The 19,328-nt window shown below is 66.3% G+C and carries 21 protein-coding genes; 12 read left to right on the top strand and 9 right to left on the bottom strand.

Annotation, left to right across the window (positions count from 1 at the left end; all coding sequences use genetic code 11):
• Positions 1 to 12 precede the first annotated feature (12 nt).
• From IB256_RS23125 to IB256_RS23115, 3 genes are read left to right on the top strand one after another with little or no spacing between them, the layout of a single operon-like run.
• The gene (locus IB256_RS23125; protein WP_192210072.1) at positions 13 to 1,113 is read left to right on the top strand and encodes a PLP-dependent cysteine synthase family protein; all 1,101 of its coding nucleotides are present in this window, start codon (positions 13 to 15) and stop codon (positions 1,111 to 1,113) included.
• 16 nt (positions 1,114 to 1,129) lie between these two features.
• Positions 1,130 to 1,819, top strand: coding sequence for an aspartate/glutamate racemase family protein (locus tag IB256_RS23120; protein WP_192404196.1), 690 nt, complete (start codon positions 1,130 to 1,132; stop codon positions 1,817 to 1,819).
• A gap of 14 nt (positions 1,820 to 1,833) precedes the next feature.
• Positions 1,834 to 2,085: a hypothetical protein gene (locus tag IB256_RS23115; RefSeq protein ID WP_081517755.1), complete on the top strand. Its 252-nt coding sequence runs from the start codon at positions 1,834 to 1,836 to the stop codon at positions 2,083 to 2,085.
• 68 nt (positions 2,086 to 2,153) lie between these two features.
• Here IB256_RS23115 and IB256_RS23110 read toward each other — a convergent pair whose 3' ends face one another.
• Positions 2,154 to 2,822: a COG3650 family protein gene (locus IB256_RS23110; RefSeq protein ID WP_017521068.1), complete on the bottom strand. Its 669-nt coding sequence runs from the start codon at positions 2,820 to 2,822 to the stop codon at positions 2,154 to 2,156.
• 76 nt (positions 2,823 to 2,898) lie between these two features.
• On the opposite strand from IB256_RS23110, the gene IB256_RS23105 reads away from it, so the two are divergent.
• Complete coding sequence (locus tag IB256_RS23105) at positions 2,899 to 3,297, top strand: DUF488 domain-containing protein (protein WP_192289546.1); 399 nt, start codon at positions 2,899 to 2,901, stop codon at positions 3,295 to 3,297.
• 89 nt (positions 3,298 to 3,386) lie between these two features.
• Here IB256_RS23105 and IB256_RS23100 read toward each other — a convergent pair whose 3' ends face one another.
• Positions 3,387 to 3,986, bottom strand: a complete 600-nt coding sequence (locus IB256_RS23100; RefSeq protein ID WP_192404194.1) for a short chain dehydrogenase — start codon at positions 3,984 to 3,986, stop codon at positions 3,387 to 3,389.
• A gap of 93 nt (positions 3,987 to 4,079) precedes the next feature.
• On the opposite strand from IB256_RS23100, the gene IB256_RS23095 reads away from it, so the two are divergent.
• From IB256_RS23095 to IB256_RS23085, 3 genes are all read left to right on the top strand, one after another.
• Positions 4,080 to 5,009, top strand: coding sequence for a LysR family transcriptional regulator (locus tag IB256_RS23095; protein WP_192404192.1), 930 nt, complete (start codon positions 4,080 to 4,082; stop codon positions 5,007 to 5,009).
• A 129-nt stretch (positions 5,010 to 5,138) separates the two neighbouring features.
• A complete protein-coding gene (locus IB256_RS23090; protein ID WP_081517759.1) occupies positions 5,139 to 5,603 on the top strand; it encodes a glycine zipper 2TM domain-containing protein in 465 nt (154 codons plus the stop codon).
• Positions 5,604 to 5,617: 14 nt separating this feature from the next.
• Positions 5,618 to 6,076, top strand: coding sequence for a sn-glycerol-3-phosphate transporter (locus tag IB256_RS23085; protein ID WP_081517760.1), 459 nt, complete (start codon positions 5,618 to 5,620; stop codon positions 6,074 to 6,076).
• Positions 6,077 to 6,153: 77 nt separating this feature from the next.
• Here IB256_RS23085 and IB256_RS23080 read toward each other — a convergent pair whose 3' ends face one another.
• The 3 genes from IB256_RS23080 to IB256_RS23070 form a co-directional block, all read right to left on the bottom strand.
• Positions 6,154 to 7,476 (bottom strand): aspartate aminotransferase family protein, encoded by a 1,323-nt coding sequence (locus IB256_RS23080; RefSeq protein WP_192404190.1) that lies wholly within the window; start codon positions 7,474 to 7,476, stop codon positions 6,154 to 6,156.
• Positions 7,473 to 8,561 (bottom strand): phosphotransferase, encoded by a 1,089-nt coding sequence (locus IB256_RS23075; protein WP_192404188.1) that lies wholly within the window; start codon positions 8,559 to 8,561, stop codon positions 7,473 to 7,475. Before IB256_RS23075 ends, IB256_RS23080 begins: the two co-directional genes overlap by 4 nt.
• Before the next feature lie 136 nt (positions 8,562 to 8,697).
• Entirely contained in the window at positions 8,698 to 9,726 is a 1,029-nt protein-coding gene (locus IB256_RS23070; RefSeq protein WP_151186205.1) for an ABC transporter substrate-binding protein, read from the bottom strand.
• 333 nt (positions 9,727 to 10,059) lie between these two features.
• Here IB256_RS23070 and IB256_RS23065 point away from each other — a divergent pair, with 333 nt between their 5' ends.
• On the top strand, positions 10,060 to 10,794 hold the full coding sequence (locus tag IB256_RS23065; protein WP_045209895.1) for an SDR family NAD(P)-dependent oxidoreductase: 735 nt from the start codon (positions 10,060 to 10,062) through the stop codon (positions 10,792 to 10,794).
• Between the two features lie 72 nt (positions 10,795 to 10,866).
• Positions 10,867 to 11,553, top strand: coding sequence for a GntR family transcriptional regulator (locus IB256_RS23060; protein WP_192289533.1), 687 nt, complete (start codon positions 10,867 to 10,869; stop codon positions 11,551 to 11,553).
• A 229-nt stretch (positions 11,554 to 11,782) separates the two neighbouring features.
• Here IB256_RS23060 and IB256_RS23055 read toward each other — a convergent pair whose 3' ends face one another.
• On the bottom strand, positions 11,783 to 12,982 hold the full coding sequence (locus IB256_RS23055) for a CaiB/BaiF CoA transferase family protein (protein WP_192404186.1): 1,200 nt from the start codon (positions 12,980 to 12,982) through the stop codon (positions 11,783 to 11,785).
• A 260-nt stretch (positions 12,983 to 13,242) separates the two neighbouring features.
• Between IB256_RS23055 and IB256_RS23050 the strand changes: the two genes are divergently transcribed.
• The 3 genes from IB256_RS23050 to recJ all read left to right on the top strand — a co-directional run bounded on the left by IB256_RS23050 (position 13,243) and on the right by recJ (position 16,805).
• The gene (locus IB256_RS23050; RefSeq protein WP_192289529.1) at positions 13,243 to 14,421 is read left to right on the top strand and encodes a GGDEF domain-containing protein; all 1,179 of its coding nucleotides are present in this window, start codon (positions 13,243 to 13,245) and stop codon (positions 14,419 to 14,421) included.
• A 61-nt stretch (positions 14,422 to 14,482) separates the two neighbouring features.
• Positions 14,483 to 15,022, top strand: coding sequence for a YaeQ family protein (locus IB256_RS23045; protein WP_192289527.1), 540 nt, complete (start codon positions 14,483 to 14,485; stop codon positions 15,020 to 15,022).
• A gap of 67 nt (positions 15,023 to 15,089) precedes the next feature.
• Entirely contained in the window at positions 15,090 to 16,805 is a 1,716-nt protein-coding gene (gene recJ, locus IB256_RS23040; protein ID WP_081517769.1) for a single-stranded-DNA-specific exonuclease RecJ, read from the top strand.
• A 413-nt stretch (positions 16,806 to 17,218) separates the two neighbouring features.
• On the opposite strand, the gene IB256_RS23035 is transcribed toward recJ, so the two are convergent.
• The 3 genes from IB256_RS23035 to IB256_RS23025 are packed head-to-tail and all read right to left on the bottom strand — an operon-like array spanning position 17,219 to position 19,241.
• Positions 17,219 to 17,539, bottom strand: coding sequence for a hypothetical protein (locus IB256_RS23035; RefSeq protein ID WP_192404184.1), 321 nt, complete (start codon positions 17,537 to 17,539; stop codon positions 17,219 to 17,221).
• A complete protein-coding gene (locus tag IB256_RS23030; RefSeq protein ID WP_192289521.1) occupies positions 17,536 to 18,060 on the bottom strand; it encodes a thiamine pyrophosphate-binding protein in 525 nt (174 codons plus the stop codon). The genes IB256_RS23035 and IB256_RS23030 overlap by 4 nt, the downstream gene beginning before the upstream one ends.
• Positions 18,057 to 19,241, bottom strand: a complete 1,185-nt coding sequence (locus IB256_RS23025) for a PepSY-associated TM helix domain-containing protein (protein ID WP_192404182.1) — start codon at positions 19,239 to 19,241, stop codon at positions 18,057 to 18,059. Before IB256_RS23025 ends, IB256_RS23030 begins: the two co-directional genes overlap by 4 nt.
• Positions 19,242 to 19,328: the final 87 nt, after the last annotated feature.

The following is a 19,328-nucleotide window of genomic DNA, read 5'->3' as shown; positions in this document are numbered from 1 at the left end:
GAGAACGACACGATGGCCACCCAGGAACGCAACTGGACCCGTGAGGCGATCCGCATCATCGAGGCGGATTTCCAGCGCAGCGCCGATACCCATCTGATCCCCCTGGACATGCCCGGCCTGCCGGGCGTGGACCTGTACTTCAAGGACGAGTCGAGCCACCCCACCGGCAGCCTCAAGCACCGCCTGGCACGCTCGTTGTTCCTCTATGCGCTGTGCAATGGCTGGCTGAAGCCGGGCGCGCCAGTGATCGAGGCGTCCAGCGGCTCGACGGCGATCTCCGAGGCGTACTTCGCGCGACTGCTCGGCCTGCCCTTCATTGCCGTGGTGCCGGCCAGCACCTCGAAGGAGAAGATCGCGCAGATCGCCTTCTACGGCGGCCAGGCGCATCTGGTCGATGACCCGACGCAGATCTACGCCGAGTCCGAGCGCCTGGCGAAGGAAACCGGCGGCCACTTCATGGACCAGTTCACCTACGCCGAGCGCGCCACCGACTGGCGGGCGAACAACAACATCGCCGAGTCGATCTTCCAGCAGATGCGTCACGAGCGCTTCCCCGAGCCTTCGTGGCTGGTCTCCAGCCCCGGCACCGGCGGCACCCTGGCGACCCTGGGGCGCTTCGCCCGTTATCGCCGGCATGACACCCGCGTGCTCTGCGCCGACGCCGAACGCTCGGTGTTCTTCGAGTCTTACAAGACCGGTGACCGCGACCTGACCCTGAGCTACGGCTCGCGCATCGAAGGCATTGGCCGCCCCCGTGTGGAAGCGTCCTTCCTGCCCAACGTGCTCGACGCCTGCTGCAAGGTGCCGGACGACCTGTCGCTGGCGGCCATGCACTACCTGGCCCGGCGCCTGGGCCGGCATGTCGGCGGCTCCAGCGGCACCAACCTGATCGGCGCGCTGCTGGTGGCGCGGCAGATGGTGGCGCGGCGCGAGAGCGGCTCGGTGGTGGCGATCCTCTGCGACAGCGGCGAGCGCTACGAGACCACCTACTACAACCCGCTGTGGCTGATTTCCCAGGGCTTCGACCTCGACCCGCTGATCGAGGCCGTGCGTCAGTGCGCCGAGCACGGCGCGGCGCTGCCCGGCGATCTGCCCTGCATCGGACTGGACTGAGCCCATGGAGGGACGCATGAAAACCATCGGCCTGATCGGCGGCATGAGCTGGGAATCGACCATTCCCTACTACCGGCAGATCAACGAACGCATCAAGGAACGCCTGGGCGGCCTGCACTCGGCGAAGGTCGCGCTGTACAGCGTGGACTTCCACGAGATCGAGCGCCTGCAGCACGCCGGCGACTGGGACGCCGCCGGCCGTGTGCTGGCTGACGCGGCCCGTTCGCTGAAGGCGGCCGGCGCGGACTTCCTCGTGCTCTGTACCAACACCATGCACAAGGTGGCGCCGGCCATCGAGGCGGCGGTGGATATCCCGCTGCTGCACATCGCCGACCCGACCGCCCAGGCGATCCGCGCGGCCGGTGTTTCCACGGTCGGCCTGCTGGGCACGCGCTTCACCATGGAGCAGGCGTTCTACAAGGATCGCCTGGTGGAGAAGTTCGGGCTGAAGGTACTGACGCCGAACGAAGCCGAGCGCCAGGTGGTGCACCGGATCATCTACGAGGAGCTGTGCCTGGGGCGGATTCGCGACGAGTCGCGGGAAGAGTACCGGCGCATCATCGCTGCGCTGGTGGAGCAGGGCGCGGAGGCGGTGATCCTCGGCTGCACGGAGATTTCCCTGCTGGTCGGTCCGGCGGACGCCTCGGTGCCGCTGTTCGACACCACGGCACTGCATGCCCTGCACGCGGCCGACGCGGCCATTTGAGGAGAACTCACAGCATGAGCTTCATCAGCCTGAGGGTGCGTGCGGCGTTCATCATGCACGGCTACGACGAGCAGAACCGCGAGGTGATCGAGCAGGTCGCGGACCCGGACTTCGTCGAGAAGCTGGTGCGCATCGAGCGCATCCAGTCGATCAGCGAGAAGTACGTGCTGGTGACCGCCAGCGATGGCCGGCTGGCGTACTGGGAATACGACGGGGAATTCGCCGTGCTGAAGGCGCGGCTGGTGGCGGCGGGTTTACTGGTCTGACGCCGCTCTGTCGGGCGCATAACGAGCCAGCGTTATCCGCCCTGCGGTCTGAGCCTCACCGGCGGCGATCAGTCGCCGCTGGAGCCGCCCGGATAGGCGCAGCCGCGCATGACCTTGTTGTCCAGGCGCAGCTCGGCGGACAGGTTGCTCAGTGCGCCGCTCATGCTGTCCTGGCAGCGTGCCGGAGCGACCCACAGCTCGACCTTCTCGCCGTTGGCCTCGCTGGAATAACTGGTGCTGCCGTCAGGCACGCCTTCGGCGATGTACGGCAGCGCCAGCGACTCCTTGCCCGGCTGCTCGATCAACATGCCCTGGCTGTTCACCAGCACGCTCCAGCCCGGCTCGTTGCCGTGGGCGCGGACCACCGCGCGCTTGAAGTTCGGGTCGTCGCAGCCGGAACCTTCGTTCTGCAGGCGATAGACCTTGGCCACTTCCAGCTTGCCGTCGGTGCCCTGGGCGCTGCTGCCGCTGAAGCTGCCGCGCAGGTCGGCGTACAGCGAGGTCGCGCCGTCGTTGAACATTTCCAGCGCATCGCGGGGCAGGCCGGTATTGCCGGTGTCCTCGATACTGAAGCGGCGTTGCTCGGTGCAGCTGCGGAACACCAGCTTGCCGTCCTGGCGGGTCAGTTCGCCCTGCAGGCGAGTGGAGGCGTTAAGATCGGTCTTGTTCGGCGTCCACACCTGGCAGGCGGCGAACAGGGGCAGCAGGCTGAACAGAATGAAACGGCTGGATCGCATGGAACGGGCTCCCTCGAAAGTGCGCCCACGTTACCCAGCGAAGCCGGCCACCTCAAGCTGACACGGAGGATTTCGGATGATTCGTTGCAAGCGCGCCTATGAACCGGCGGCGAAGGAAGACGGCCCGCGAGTGCTGGTGGACCGCCTGTGGCCGCGGGGGATTCGCAAGGAAGACCTGCACATGGAACAGTGGGCCAAGGAGGCGTCGCCGTCCAACGAACTGCGCCAGCGCTTCCACCACGATCCGAGCTTGTTCGAGGACTTCCGCAAGGCTTACCACAGCGAGCTGAATGCCCATCCGGAACACTGGATGGGTCTGCTGGACCTGGCACGCAAGGGCCCGCTGACGCTGCTCTATGCGGCCAAGGACGAGGAACACAACAACGCGCAGGTGCTGGCGGAGTTTCTGGAAGACGAGCTGGAGAAGCAGGGCGAGGGCAGTTCCCCGGTCTGCTATGCCGGCAAGACCGAGTAGGGGGCTTGCTCGCGAGCCAAGCGAAATCGTCACCGGAGTCGTAGGGCGGATAACCTGCTCCAGGTTATCCGCCCTACGAGGGCGTCCCGTTACCAGATCTTGTACACCTGCCCGCTCTGCTTGCCTTCCACACTGCGGGCGAAGCCCAGCGCGGCGTCGGCGGCCGGCACCGGCTTGAAGCCGCGGAAGAACGGGCCGTAGCCTTCCATCGATTCCACCAGCACGTTCGGGCTCACCGCGTTGATCCGCTGGCCGCGCGGCAGTTCCAGGGCAGCGCTGCGCACGAAGCCCTCGACCGCACCGTTGACCAGGCTGGCCGAACTGCCCAGCACGATGGGCTGTTCGCTGAGGATACCGGTGGTGAGGGTGAAGGAGGCGTCGTCGTTGGCATACTGGCTGCCGATCAGCACAAGGTTCACCTGGCCCATCAGTTTGTCCTTCAGTCCCACGGCCATTTCCGCCTCGCCCATTTCCGCAAGCGCGCCGAAATGCACCTTGCCGGCGGCGCTGATCAGCGCATCGAAGCCTCCGACCTGTTCGAACAGTGTGCGGATCGAGGCGCTGTCGGTGATGTCCACGCGATAGTCGCCGCTGCTGCGGCCGACGCGGATGATTTCGTGGCGCTGGCCCAGTTCGTTGGCGACGGCCTGGCCGAGGGTGCCGCTGGCACCGATCAAGATGATTTTCATGAAGGCTCCGAAGGGATTTGGCTGAAGACGGCTTCAGAGTAGAGTGGTCTCCTGTTTAGATAATCACGCCAATCGATAACCTTTGGTTTTCATATGGAAACAATCGCCAGCGACCTGGAAGACCTCTCCGCCTTCGCCGTGCTCCTCGAATGCGGCAGTTTCACCCGCGCAGCGGAGAAGCTCGGCTGCAGCAAGGGCCAGCTGTCCAAGCGGATTTCCGCGCTGGAGCAAGCCTTGGGGGCGACGCTGGTGCACCGCACAACCAGACGTCTGTCACTGACCGCTGCGGGTGCCGCGCTGTTGCCCGAGGCCCAGGCGCTCAACGCCCAGGCTGCGCGGGCGCGGCAGGCGGTGCTGGCATTGCAGGAGGAGGCGCAGGGCAAGGTGCGGCTGAGCGTGCCGGTGTCGCTGGGTGAGACCTTCTTCGATGCCTGGCTGATGGAGTTCTCCCGCCAGTACCCCGACATCCGTCTGGAACTGGACCTGTCCAACGAACGCCGCGACCTAGTGGCCGACGGCTTCGACCTGGCGATCCGCTCCGGCAGCCTGGCGGCGGACGAGCGCCTGGTGGCGCGGCCGCTGTTCGCCCTGCAGGAGCTGACCTGCGCCACGCCGGACTACCTCGCCGAGCACGGCGTACCGGAAGTGCCGGCGGAGCTGGCTGGGCATTCCTGCCTGCAGAACACCCATTATCAGGACAGTGAGGTCTGGCTCTACCAGCGCCACCACGAACTGTTCCGCGTGACGGTGAGCGGCCTGCTGGCTAGCAACCACTACACCCTGCTGAAGAAGGCGGCGCTGGCGGGCGCGGGGATCAGCCGGCTGCCCTCCTATATGATTCAGCAGGAATTGGCTGAAGGCAGTCTCGTCTGGCTGCTGCGCGACTACCAGACCCGGAGCCAGCCAGTGTTCCTCATTCACGCCTACCAGAGCCGCTTGCCACGCCGCACGCAGCTGCTGGCGGACTACCTGCTGCGCTGGTTCGAGCGCAGCCGGATGCAACTGGTCGCCCTGGAAGGCTGACGGCTTTCAGTAAATTCATTCAGTCGTTCAGCTTCGTTCAGCATTGGTTCAGAGAGGGTTCAGGGGGAGTTCAGGGACCGATCGTTAGGCTTTCACCATCACTTTTGAGAGCCTTCCGAGGTCAACACCATGAACCGTCCCACTCTGCTTCTGACTGCCCTGTTTGCCAGCGCCGCTCTGCTGAGCGGCTGCGCTTCCAACCTGTCGGGTTCTTCCTACTCCCGTGCTGACGCCCGCGCCGTGCAGAACGTGCGCATGGGCACCATCGAATCGCTGCGCCCGGTACAGATCGAAGGTACCAAGACGCCCATCGGCACCCTGGCCGGCGCGGCAGTCGGCGGCATCGCCGGCAACTCCATCGGCGGCGGTCGCGGCAAGGCCATCACCACCATTCTCGGCGGCGTCGCTGGCGGCGCGGCGGGTTCTGCGGTGGAAGAGGGCATCACCCGCACCCAGGGCGTTGAAATCGTGGTTCGGGAGGATGACGGCGGCACCCGCGCCTATGTCCAGGCGGTGGATGCGAACCAACAGTTCCGCATCGGTGATCGCGTTCGCATCATGACCGTCAACGGCGCCAGCCGCGTCACCCTCTGAACGGAGGACGCCCCATGCGCCGCCTGTTGATCGCCGCGCTGGCCCTGCTCGGCTGTGGCATCGCCATGGCCGACGACGGGGGCTTCTGGTACCTGCAGACCAGCGTCTACACCACCCACTGGAATCACGATCCGGACCACAACAACCACCAGGAGCTGATTGGCCTGGAGCGCAACCGTGCCGATGGCGTGGTCTGGGGCGGTGCGACCTTCAAGAACTCCTTCAGTCAGCGTTCCAACTATGTCTACGCCGGCAAGCGCTTCGACTGGGAAGGCACGCCTTTCTACGCCAAGGTCACCGGCGGCGCGTTGCAGGGCTATCGCGGCGAGTACCGCGACAAGATCCCGCTGAACCACCTGGGCGTCGCACCGGCGATCATTCCTTCGGTCGGCGCGCACTTCGGGCCGGTCGGCGCCGAACTCGTGGTGTTGGGCAACGCCGCCGCGATGGTCAACGTTGGCTTACGCTTCTGATACTTCCGACAGCCGAAATGCAACGGGCCGCGATGAGTGTTCATCGCGGCCCGCGTCGTTTCTGAAGGAAGAAAGCGTCAGGCAGTGACGTCCTTCAGCGACTTGTCCAGGCAGTCGATGAAGAGCTCGGCATGTTCCTGCTCGAAGGCCAGCAGCGGACGGATCTTCAGGATGTTCTCCAGGGGCCCGGCGGCGCTGATCAGCACGCCGCGCTCGCGCATGCCGTTGACTACCTGGCGGGTCTGGTTGGCGGCGGGAGACTTCGACGCGCGGTCGGTGACCAGTTCGACGCCGAGGAACAGGCCCGCGCCGCGTACGTCGCCGATCAGTTCATGGCGCTCGGCCAACTGGCGGATGCCGTCGGCGAGGAAGGCGCCGATGCGCTGAGAGCGCTCCTGCAGTTTTTCGTCGCGGATCACGTCGAGCACTGCCTGGGCCGCCGCGCACGACACCGGGTTGCCGCCGAAGGTGTTGAAGTAGCGCACCTCGCGGCCGAAGCTTTCGAGGATTTCCGGGCGCACCACCACGCCGGCGATGGGCTGGCCGTTGCCCATGGGTTTGCCGAGGGTGACCAGGTCCGGCTGCACGCCGTGGCGCTGGAAGCCCCACATGGCGTCGCCGGTGCGGGCGAAGCCGCTCTGCACTTCGTCGGCGATATACAGCAGGCCCTCGTCCTGGGCGACCTTCACGGCTTCGGCGAGGAAGCCGGCCGGGCCGGCCAGCACGCCGTCGCTGGCGAAGATGCCATCGAGCAGCAGCGCAGCGGGTTTGATGCCGTGGGCGCGCATATCGGCGATGGCAGCGCGCACGTCATCGGCGAACCGCTTGCCGACGTTTTCCGCACCCAGCCGGTAGGCGTCTGGTGCAATCACGGTGCGCGCGTGGGCGGGGAGGGTGATGCCGGCGCCGAGGGACGGCGACAGCTCGGAAATGCTGCCGGTGACGCCGTGGTAGGCGAAGCGGGTGATGATCACCCCGGTGCCGCCGGTGTACTGGCGGGCGATGCGAAGGGCGAGGTCGTTCGCCTCGCTTCCGGTGCAGGTGAACATCACCTGGTCCAGGCCGTCGGGGAAGGTGGCGAGCAGGTCTTCGGCGTAGTCGAGGATGCCTTCCTGCAGGTAGCGCGTGTGGGTGTTCAGCACTGCCGCCTGGCTGGCGATGGCTTGCACCACACGCGGATGGCAGTGGCCGATGGAGGCAACGTTGTTGTAGGCGTCGAGGTAGCGGTTGCCTTGATTGTCGTAGAGCCACACGCCTTCGCCGCGCACGGTGTGCAGCGGGCGCTCGTAGAACAGCCGGTAGGCCGGGCCGAGCAGGCGCGCGCGGCGTTCGATGAGGCGGCGCTCCTGTTCGCTCAGGCGCTCGGCGTCGGCGGCGCTGAATCCGTTGGGCATGGTCATGGGCGGGGCTCCTGTTGATTCGCGCGGGAGGGATTGCAGGCGTCGGCGATCTGTTCCTGCGCCTGTTCCCGGCTGAGGCCGGCCAGGCCCTGCAGGCTCTGCCAGGCGTGGCGGGTATTGCGCAGGATGTAGTCGCGGTTCTCGGGGTGCAGGCTGGCACGCCAGGCGGTGATGCTCAGGGTCATGATCAGCCGCGTAGCGATCAGGTCGGGGAGAATTTCCTGTTCCTCGGCCAGCAGCGGGCAGCGGCGATGGTAGGCGGCGATCATCTCGCAGGCGGTGGCCAGCGGGGCGTCCGGCTCGCCCACCTGGTAGGCGGCGGCGACGCCGAGGTCGTTGATCAGAGGGGCGTGAACCATGTCGCCGAAGTCGAGGATGTTGCGCACCTGGTCCGGGTGCCGCGCGTCGACGATGACGTTGTGCGGGTTCAGGTCGTTGTGGATGACCTGGGCGCGCAGCGTCGCCTGGCGGGGCTGGGCGTGGCGCTCGAAGTTGTCGAGGAAGCGCTCGACCAGAGCGCGTTGTTCCTGATCCTGGATGTAGACCAGCAGGTTGCGCAGGCGCGAGGCGTGCTTGAGGTCCCAGAGCAGTTCGTGGCCGGCGGTGGCCGGGTGCTCGAAACCCTTGAGCGCCAGGCCCAGGCGGGCCAGGTCGTCGCCCAGGTTCTCGCGCAGGGCACGGCTGCGTTGCGCGACACGGTGCAGCGGGACACCGTCGACGAAGGAGAACAGCCGGGCAATCATCGGCTGACCGTCGACGACCAGGGGAATCTGGTGCTCGCCGTTCAGCGAGGGGTAGACGCGCTGTACCGCCAGGGTCGGGTCCTGCGCTTCGACGCGGAGCAGGGCGCGGGTCTGGAAGTCCACGACCTGCGGGTCTTCCAGCGGGTGGGAGAGCTTCAGCAGGCGGTCGTCGCCATGGCCGTGGGCGATGTGGAAGTTCAGGTCGCGCTCGCCGGCGAGGCGGTGCAGCGTGCCGTGCTGGCCGAAGTATTCCTCGGCGATGGCAGCGGCCTGGGCGTCGCTCACCTGGGCGGGGGCCGCTTCCAGCAGGTGGTCGTGGACGGGAGCGGTATTGAGGGGCACGGGTACTTCTCCAGCAGAGATAACAGGTCCAGCAGCGATAACAGGTCCAACGGGGTTCAGCGGTACAACGGTATTGCGGTGTTTCAGTGAGGTGGTTGCTCCCGCCCGGCGCGGGGCCGGGCGGGAGTCGCCGGTGTTACTTGCTCGCCCAGGCGTTGAAGCGCTGTTCCAGTTCCTCGCCGTGGTCGATCCAGAACTCGGTGTCCATGGCGCGCGCGTTTGCCAGGTTCTGCGGCGCGGTGGGCAGCTTCGGCGCGATGGCCGGGTCGATCAGCGGGATGGTGTTCTTGTTGGTCGGGCCGTAGGGAATGTTCTCGGCGAAGACCTTCTGGTGCTCGGGCTTGTTGGCCAGCGCGATGAACTGCTCGGAGAGCTCCTTCTTCGGGCTGCCCTTGACGATGGCCCAGTGGTCCAGGTCGTAGATGCTGCCGTCCCACTGCATGGCGAAGTCGCGGCCTTCCTTCTGCGCGGTGGCGACGCGGCCGTTGTAGGCGCTGGTCATCACCACGTCACCGGCGGCCAGCCACTGCAGCGGTTGCGCACCGGCTTCCCACCACTGGATGTACGGCTTGATCTCGTCGAGCTTCTTGAACGCCCGGTCCACGCCTTCCTTGGTGCCCAGCACCTTGTACAGGTCGGCCTGTTTCACACCGTCGGCTTCCAGGGCGAACTCCAGGGTGAACTTGGCGCCGCGACGCAGGCCGCGCTTGCCGGGGAATTTCTTCACGTCCCAGAAATCGGCCCAGCCGGTAGGCGCGCTGGCGAGCTTCTTGGCATCGTAGGTGAGCACGGTGGACCAGATGAAGATGCCCACGCCGCAGTCGCTCACGGCGGCGTCGAGGAAGTCCTCGCGCTTGCCCAGCTTCGACCAGTCGAGCTGCTCGAACAGGCCTTCGCTGCAACCGCGCATCAGCTCCGGGGATTCCACCTCGACCACGTCCCAGCTGGTCTTGCCGGTGTCGGCCATGACCTTGATCTTGGCCATCTCGCCGTTGTACTCGGCGCCCTGGACGGTGACCTTGGCCTGCTGCTCGAAGGGTTTGTAGAAGGCCTTTTCCTGGGCCACCTTGTTGTCTCCACCGAAGGACACCACGGTGAGTGTTTCGGCGTGCAGCTGGGCGGCGCCGCCGGCCAGCATCATCAGTGCTATGGCTTTCTTGAACATGCGATGACTCCTGAGCGGGCCAATCCGGCCCATGAATAAGAGGGCAGCTTCAAGAGTGGGGCGCTGCGCCAGGCCAAGCTGAAGGGCCGGCTGATACGCCCTCGGACATCAGGGAGAGGAACGGGCGGAATGGGTGAGGTCGATCATGGGAATGTGCTCCGTTTCTTGTTGTTGTTCGGATAGCTCGATGTAGGACCAAGCTGAGCCGATTAAAACACCTTCCAAAACATGATGCATCATGTTTTTATTGGCGCCATCGCTTCACGGATGTTCACAGATCGCGCGCCCCGATGGATGGCGCAGACAGCGGCTCAGACTTGAGAGGGAAGCACCATGAACCAGACCCGCACCCTGCTGCTCACCGGCGCCAGCCGGGGCATCGGCCATGCCACGGTGAAGCACTTCAACGCCGCCGGCTGGCGTGTGTTCACTGCCTCGCGCCAGGACTGGAGCGCCGAATGCCCCTGGGCCGAAGGGCTGATCAACCACATCCACCTGGACCTTGAAGACATCGACAGCGTGCAGGCCAGTCTGCCGATGATCCGCGAGAAGCTCGGTGGCAGCCTGCATGCGCTGGTGAACAACGCCGGCATCTCGCCCAAGGGCCCGGAAGGCGAGCGCCTGGGCGTACTGGGCAGCGACTACGGCACCTGGCTCAAGGTGTTCAACGTCAACCTGTTCTCCACGGCGCTGCTGGCGCGCGGGCTGTTCGACGAACTGAAGGCGGCCAAGGGCTCAGTGATCAACGTCACCTCCATCGCCGGCTCCCGCGTGCATCCGTTCGCCGGTGCCGCCTACGCCTGCTCGAAGGCCGCGCTGGCGGCGCTGACCCGCGAGATGGCCCACGACTTCGGCCCGCACGGCGTGCGCGTCAACGCCATCGCGCCGGGGGAGATCGACACGGCGATACTGTCATCGGGCACCGAGCTGATCGTCGAACGCGACATTCCCATGCACCGCCTGGGCAAGCCGGAGGAGGTCGCCTCGCTGATCCACTTCCTCTGCACCAGCGGCGCGTCCTACGTGAATGGCGCGGAAATCCACGTCAACGGCGGCCAGCATGTGTGATCCCGCTGGCATCCAGCGCGCTCAATCCGCATCATGCGCGCCGGAAATGCCGCAGCACGCGATGAGAAAGCGATGAACTACCCGATCGAAGGCCTGAATCACTCCTACCTTGGCAGCGGCGTCTACGCGCTGCTGCGCGAGGCTTTGATCACCGGTCGCTTCAAGCCGGACGACCGCCTGCGTATCCGCGACCTGGCCCAGCAGCTGGGCACCAGCGTCACCCCGGTGCGCGACGCCATTCTGCAACTGGCCAAGGAACAGGCGCTGGTACTGAAGACCCCGCGCGACATCCGCGTGCCGTTGCTCACCCGCGAGCAGTACCTGGAAATCCGCAGCATCCGCGTGGCGCTCGAAGGCCTGGCCGCCGAGACCGCCGCCGAGCGCGCGAGCGACGGGCAACTGGACGAGCTGGAAGCCAACATCCGCGAGAACCTCGATGCGATCCACGCCGATGACCTGGAGTTGGCGCTCAAGCTCAACCAGGCCTTCCACTTCGCCCTGGCCGATATCGCCGGCATGCCGCTGCTGCGCGCCTTCCTCGACAGCCTGTGGATGCGCACTGGCCCGCTGATCGCCCAGGCCTACGCCGACTTCAGCGAGCGCATGGCCATCGAACACCACTGGGACGTCCTGCGCGCCCTGCGCGAACGCAACGGCGCCGCGGCCCGCGAGGCGATCCATGCGGACCTGCTGGATGGCAGCGAGAAGATGCTGGAGTTCATTGCTCAGACTGAAGAGCCGGAGCAGGAAGCGGGCTGAGCCTTATTGCTCCCTGTAGGAGCGGGCCACGCCCGCGACCGCGTGCATGGCACGCTCCTACAGGTTCGGCTCCGATGTCGGGGCCACCCGTAGGGCGAATAACCCGGAACGGGTTATCCGCCTGCACGGGACTTCGACTCTTATCCACGGTCCGGCAATAGGCCGGCGCTCCTACCCCGGCTGTGACGGGATTTCGCGGAGAAGCTCCGCTCCCGCAAGAAGCAAAAAATCAGACCGCCCCATCCTTGCGCAGCGCCGCGATGGCCGCTGCGTCGTAACCCAGTCCACTCAGCACCTCATCCGTATGCTCGCCCAGCTTTGGTCCGATCCACTCGGCGCTGCCGGGAGTGTCGGAGAGCTTGGGGACGATCCCCGGCATGCGGAAAGACTTGCCGTCCGGCAGCTTGGCCGAGAGGAACATCTCCCGCGCGAGGAATTGCGGGTCGGCGAACATGTCCTCGGCGGAGAAGATGCGGCTGGCCGGCACCTCGGCTTCGGTGAGCACCTTGAGCACGGTATCCAGCGATTCGGAGCGCACCCAGCGGTCGATGATGCCGTACAGCTCGTCGCGCCGTGCGTCGCGGCCGTCGTTGCTGGCCAGGGTGGGGTCTTCGGCGAGGTCGAGGCGGCCGATGGCGGTCATGAAGCGGCGGAAGATGGCGTCGCCGTTGGCGGCGATCTGCACATGCTTGCCGTCGGCCGTGGTGTGCACGGAGGAGGGGGTGATGCCGGGCATGATGTTGCCGGTGCGTTCGCGGATGAAGCCGAATACGTCGAACTCCGGAACCATGGATTCCATCATGGCGAATACCGCCTCATAGAGCGCCACGTCGACCACTTGCCCGGTGCCGCCGTTCACTTCGCGGTGACGCAGCGCCATCAGCGCGCCGATCACACCCCACAGCGCGGCGATGGAGTCGCCGATGGAGATGCCGGTGCGCACCGGCGGGCGGTCCTCGAAGCCGGTGATGTAGCGCAACCCGCCCATGGACTCGCCCACCGCGCCGAAGCCCGGCTGGTCCTTGTAGGGGCCGCTCTGGCCGAAGCCGGACAGGCGCACCATCACCAGCTTCGGGTTCAGCGCGTGGATCACGTCCCAGCCCAGGCCGAGCTTCTCCAGCACGCCGGGGCGGAAGTTCTCGATCAGGATGTCCGCTTCGGCCAGCAGCTTCTTCAGCACCTCGCGGCCGGACTCGTGCTTGAGGTTCAGGGTCAGCGAACGCTTGTTGCGCGCCTGCACGAACCACCACAGCGACGTGCCTTCGTAGAGCTTGCGCCACTTGCGCAGCGGGTCGCCGCCATCGGGCGACTCGACCTTGATGACTTCGGCGCCGAATTCCGCGCACAAGCGCGAGGCGAAGGGGCCGGCGATCAGGGTGCCGAGTTCGATGACCTTGAGGCCGGCGAGGGGTTTGGCGGTGCTGTTCATCGGTCTGTCCGATCAGAGAGGAATCGCCGGACTCTAACGCTTGTGCGCCGCTTCGAACAGGCCGCCGGGCAGACGCCTGGCAACGGTGCTTTGCGCCGACCTTTGGCGCGCGTAGAGTAGCGACATTCAAGGATGTTTCTGACTTCAGCCCGCCGGTTTTCGGACAGGTATACCGTGATGCGCTCGCCCACTTCCAGACAGCCCCTTGGCTTGGCGGCATTCCCCGACGAATGCGCGCAGGCGGGTGGCGAGGGGGCTGCATGACGTTGAACCTGCCGACGCTGGTAGTCGTCGACCTATATGTGCTGACCCTGGTCGGTGTGCTGATGGCTTTCGCCTGGCACAGCGGCCGCCGCGACCCCACCCTGGGCTATATGAGCGCCGCGCTGCTGCTGGGAGCCGTCGGCACCTTGCTCGCTACTTTGCGCGGCATGGGCATCGACTGGGTGGCGATCCTGCTGGGCAACGTTGTCCTGCACCTGTGTTCGGCCATGACCTGGACGGCCATGCGGGTGTTTGCCGGACGCAAGCCGAATTGGCCGCTGATCGGCGCAGGCGCGGTGGTCTGGGCGCTGCTCTGCCTCGTCCCGGCCTTCTATGAATCCCTCGCGGCGCGGGTGCTGGTCAGCACGGCGATCACCATCGTCTATTGCCTGGCGTCCATCGCCGAACTCTGGCGCAGCCGCCTCAAGCTGGAAGTGGAGCTGCGCCCGACCCTGGCGCTGCTGATCTTCCACACGCTGGTCTACGGCGTGCGTCTGGTGGTGGATCGCGGCATGCCGTTCCAGAGCGTGGCGGACAATGGCCAGGGCTCGACCTTCTTCACCTTCCTGGTCTTCGAGACCATGCTGTTCGCCATCGGTATTGCCTTCGCCACCCTAGCGATGGTCAAGGAGCGCGCCGAGCTGCAGTTCCGCAGCGCCGCCCTGAGCGACCCGCTGACCGGCGTGGGCAACCGCCGTGCCTTCATGGAGACCGGCGAGCGCCTGCTGCGCCTGTGCGTCGAGCGCGGCGAACAGGCCTCGTTGCTGCTCTGCGACCTGGACAACTTCAAGCGGCTCAACGATTCCTTCGGCCATCCTGCCGGCGATCGCGTGCTGGTGGAGTTCAGCCGCATCACCGCCTCGCGGATGCGCAAGCACGACCAGTTCGCCCGCATCGGTGGGGAAGAGTTCGCCTGCCTGCTGGTGGCCGCCGATACCGAAGGCGCCTGCCAGGTCGCCGAGCGGGTGCGCCGCGAGTTCGCCGAACTGCCGTTCATGGCCGAGGGCCAGCTCAGCGTCAGCATCGGCATTGCCACCACGCGTGAGGCCGGGCATGACCTGCTGCGCCTGCTGTCGTTGGCCGACCAGGCGCTCTACGCCGCCAAGGCCAAGGGCCGCAATCGCATCGAACTGGCCGCGCCGGAGCCGGGAGCCGACCGGCGTCCACGGACATAAGGCACGGCGCTCGTGCTTTCGCGGTAGACTTGCCGCCTTCGAAAATTCGCCGGGAACCCCCATGGCCCTGTCCGCCACGCCCTACAAAGCCGATATCAGCCTGACCGACCTCGACCGGGGGGTCTACGAGACCCTGCGCTTCACCGTCGCCCGCCATCCCTCGGAAACCGAGGAGCGCCTGGCGGTGCGCCTGCTCGCCTACGTCATCTGGTACAACGAGCAGCTGGCCTTCGGCCGCGGCCTGTCGGACGTGGAAGAACCCTCGCTCTGGGAAAAGAGCCTGGACGACCGCGTGCTGCACTGGATCGAAGTCGGCCAGCCCGACGCCGACCGCCTGACCTGGTGCTCGCGCCGCTGCGAGAAGCTGACCCTGGTCGCCTACGGCAACCTGCGCGTGTGGACCACCAAGGTGCTCGACACGGTGCGCCACCTGAAGAACCTCAACGTCGTCGCCATGCCCCAGGAGGCGCTGGAGGAAATCTCCCGCGACCTGCCGCGCTCGATCAACTGGACCGTGATGATCAGCGAAGGAACCATCTTCGTGACCGACGAACGCGGCCAGCACGAGCTCCAGGTGGAATGGCTGATGGGCGAGCGCTGATCGCTCGTTGTACCTGCTGTAACCAGGGCGCCGGGATCGGCGCCTGAATGAATCGACTGGAACACCCATGCGCATCGAATCCCGCCCCCTCCCGCCAACCCTGCCCAACCTGGGCGACCTGCCGCCGCTGCTGACCCGTCTCTACGCCGCCCGTGGCGTGCAGAGCGCCGCCGAGCTGGACAAGGGGCTGGCGCGGCTGATCCCGTACCAGCAGCTCAAGGGCGTGGACGCGGCGGTGGAGCTGCTGGTCGATGCGCTGGAAAAGGGCCAGCGGATTCTCTATGTCGGTGACTTCGACGCCGACGGCGCCACCGCCAGCAGCGTCGGCGTGCTGGCGCTACGCATGCTCGGCGCGGCATGGGTCGATTACCTGGTGCCCAACCGCTTCGAGTACGGTTACGGCCTGACCCCGGAAATCGTCGCGGTGGCACTGGAGAAACGCCCGGAATTGCTGGTCACCGTGGACAACGGCATCTCCAGCATCGACGGCGTCGCCGCTGCCAAGGCCGCCGGCCTGCGCGTACTGGTCACCGACCACCACCTGCCGGGGGCGGAACTGCCCGCCGCCGACGCCATCGTCAATCCGAACCAGCCCGGCTGCGACTTCCCCAGCAAGGCCATGGCCGGCGTTGGCGTGATCTTCTACGTGATGCTCGCCCTGCGCGCCCGCCTGCGTGAGCGCGGCTGGTTCGCGGCTCGCGGCATCGCCGAACCGAACCTCGCCGAACTGCTTGACCTGGTGTCCCTGGGCAGTGTCGCCGACGTGGTGCCGCTGGATGCCAACAACCGCATCCTGGTGCACCAGGGCCTCGCGCGCATCCGTGCCGGCCGCGCCCGTCCTGGCCTGCGTGCGCTGCTGGAAGTGGCCGGGCGCGATTGCCGGCGGATCACCTCCACGGATCTGGGCTTCATCCTTGGCCCGCGCCTGAACGCCGCGGGACGCCTGGACGACATGTCCCTGGGGATCGAGCTGCTGCTCTGCGAGGACGAAAGCGTCGCCCGCGACATGGCGGTGCAGCTCGACCAGCTCAACCAGGACCGCAAGGCCATCGAGCAGGGCATGCAGCGCGAGGCGCTGGCCCAGCTCAAGGAACTGCCGGTGGAGGAGATGCCCTTCGGCCTGTGCCTGTTCGACCCGGAATGGCACCAGGGCGTGATCGGCATTCTCGCTTCGCGCCTGAAGGAGCGTTATCACCGTCCGACCATCGCCTTCGCCGATGCTGGAGACGGCACGCTCAAGGGCTCGGCGCGTTCGGTGCCGGGCTTCCATATCCGTGACGCGCTGGACGCCGTGGCCGCTCGCCATTCGGGGCTGATCAGCAAGTTCGGTGGCCACGCCATGGCTGCAGGCCTGTCGTTGCCGCAGGAGAACTTCGGTGCCTTTGCCGCCGCTTTCGACGCCGAGGTGCGCCGCCAGCTGGATGAAGAAGACCTCACCGGCCGCCTGCTCTCCGACGGCCAGCTGGGCGCCGAGGAGTTCCACCTGGAACTGGCGCGCGCCCTGCGCCAGGCCGGGCCCTGGGGCCAGCATTTCCCCGAGCCGCTGTTCCACGGCATCTTCCAGATCGTCCAGCAGCGTGTGGTCGGCGAACGTCACCTGAAGCTGGTGCTCAAGACCGAATGCGGCTCGCTGCAACTGGACGCCATCGCCTTCAACATCGACCGCGAAATCTGGCCGAACCCTACCGTGCGCTGGGCGGAAGTGGCCTACAAGCTGGACGTCAACGAGTTCCGCGGCAACGAGACCGTGCAGCTGATGGTCGCGCATATCGCGCCGCGTTGATCCGGCTTCAAGCCTGCGCGCTCAACTGCTCTCACTCGGGCTGGTTAGGAGCTTTCGGTGCTTCGCCTTCGGTATTCCAGCGTCGCTTCGGCGTACGCGCGAGCTTCTGGTTTCGCCCCCTCGGGCGAGCCCCTTTTGGCAAACGTCGGATAGCCGCCCTCCCAAAAGGAACCAAAAGGTCTTGCCCCGGACATCCGGTTTTTCGCTTGGGGCGAAAAATCCCCTCGTTGAACCGAAGTTTCAGGGGCCCGAACTAGGCGTCCCCCCACGAAGGGCCATCCCTGGCCCATCGCGGCTCTCGCGACATCCATGTCGCTCAACCCCTGAAACTGCGCTTCAACGAGGCCTCCTGAACGGGGCCGTCCGGAGTGCGCGGACGTTTCTCTGGATGCTCTCAGGATCAAAAGCGCAGCTCAGATGCCTTTGATCTCCCTCGGATCGACCTCGACCATGTACCCCGGCCCGACGTCGAAGAGGATGTAGAAATCCCCGCTCGGCCGCTTGAAGGTCAGGCTGGAGTCCGCGCCCAGCTTGCCGGGGATCAGCACCTGGTTGTCGCTGCTCATCACGTCCAGGGTCACGCCCGGCGCGGCGCTGCCGTCGGTGAAGCCGCCGACGCAGCGGATGGTCTGCGCATCCAGTGCCGTGCATTCGCAGAAGGGCGCGTGGGCCAGGGCGCTGGCGCTGGCGCTCAGGCCGAGCAGCACCGCAGTGAACTTGAGGATCGCTTTCATCGGTTGCTCCGGGTCTCTTCCAGCCAGGCCACCAGCGAGGGCGAGGCTTTGTCCAGGGGGATCTGCGCCTGGTGCACGGCGCCGTCCCAGCCTTCCACGGTCAGCCACAGCTCATCGGCCGGGGTGACTCGGGCGGGGATTGTGACCTCGGCGAACTGCTGGTGGCGCGCACCGGCGAACAGCCCGCCGGCGGCGCGCAGGCTGCGTGGTTGGCCGATGCGCAGGTAGGCGGCTTTCACCTGGGGGTAACAGCTGTCGCAGAAGACCAGGGTGAATGCCTTGACGAAGCCGGCGCGGCCTTCGTCCTCAGGCTCGCCCACTTCCCATTCGGCCATGCGCGCGGTCCACGGGCCGACCTGTACGGCGCCGATCTCGCGCTCGCCCAGGCCGCGCGAACCGCGGTCCAGTCTGGCGTCATGGAAGTACTGCGGCATGAAGCCCAGCGGGATCAGCACCAGCAGGGCACTGAGGTGGAATCGCCAGCGCAGCCACTGGCGGCGCAGCTTGCTGTTGCCGCTCATTGGCTGGCCTCCGGGGTGGCTGCGACGCGGATCCGCTCGCGGGCCTTCTGCTTTTTCAGTTCCTTGGCGGTGGCGATCAAGGTGCGCTTGCTCCAGATCATCAGGCCGCTGAGTACCATCATGCTGAGGATCAGGCCGAACACGAACCAGATCAGCTTGACCCACACGCCGCCGAAATCGCCGGTGTGCAGCGGGCGCATGGACTCGGTGACGAACTCCAGGCCCGAGCGGTCGCCCAGCAGGCGGGTCGAGGCCACGCTGCCGTCATAGGGGTTCACCTGCGCGCTTTCGAACATCAGCGGATACCAGGCCTTGCCGAAGATGGTCACCGGGTCGTAGGCGCTGGAGGGCAGGCGGAAGAAGTTCGGTTCGAAGCCGGGAATGCGCTGCTGGGCAACCAGCACGGCGGCGTCCAGGCCGATGCGCGGCGGCGCCTTGCCGTCTGCGCTCACGGGGATGCTGTCGCGCTGGATGATGGTCGGCACGCCCTCGCTGGAGATGGAGATGCTGTTGTCGAACAGCGTCGCCTGGATCAGGAACCAGGTGCCGGTGATGGAGATCACCGCGATGAACCAGATCGACCAGATGCCCATCAGCCGGTGCATGTCGCCCCAGAAGATGCGCGCGCCCTGGCGCAGGCGCAGGGTCGGTTTGAGGAAGCCGCGCCAGAAGCGCTTGTACACCACAAGACCGGTGACCAGCGACGCCAGCATCGGCAGGCCGAGCAACGAGACCAGGTACCAGCCCCAGCTGAAGCCGTGGCTGAACGGCACCAGCCACCAGCCGTGCAGCGCGCGGGTGAACTGACGGAAGTCGAACAGCGGCATCTTGCCCTGGATGACCCCTGTATAGGGGTTCACGTAGAGCATGGCGGTAGCGCTGTCCGGATAGGTCACGCTGACCCGCAGCGCGAAATGCGTTTCGGAGGGCGCGCTGATGATGCGCACGGCGGCCTGCGGTTGTTGCTGGGCCATGGCCGCGAGCACCTGGTCGTAGCCCAGGCGCTGGGCGTCATCGTCTGGCGGGTTTGCACGCACGGAGGGGTCGGCGAGCCAGATGATTTCCTGGCTCACGGTGGCCAGGGTGCCGGTGATGCACACCAGGAACACGAAGAACCAGATGGGCAGGGCCAGCCAGCTGTGGACCAGGAACCAGAGCCTGGAGCGGGATTTCTTGGACATGGGAATCACGGCCACACAAAAGGGGACAAAGGAAAAGGCCCCCCGCCGGACAGGGCCGACGAGGCGCGAAGACACCAAAGGAGCAGC

The sequence above is a fragment of the Pseudomonas sp. PDM17 genome (assembly GCF_014851985.1).
In the GTDB taxonomy this organism is placed as follows: domain Bacteria; phylum Pseudomonadota; class Gammaproteobacteria; order Pseudomonadales; family Pseudomonadaceae; genus Pseudomonas.
The sequence above is the reverse complement of the archived record's forward strand: the minus strand, read 5'-3'. Positions and strand labels throughout refer to the sequence as shown.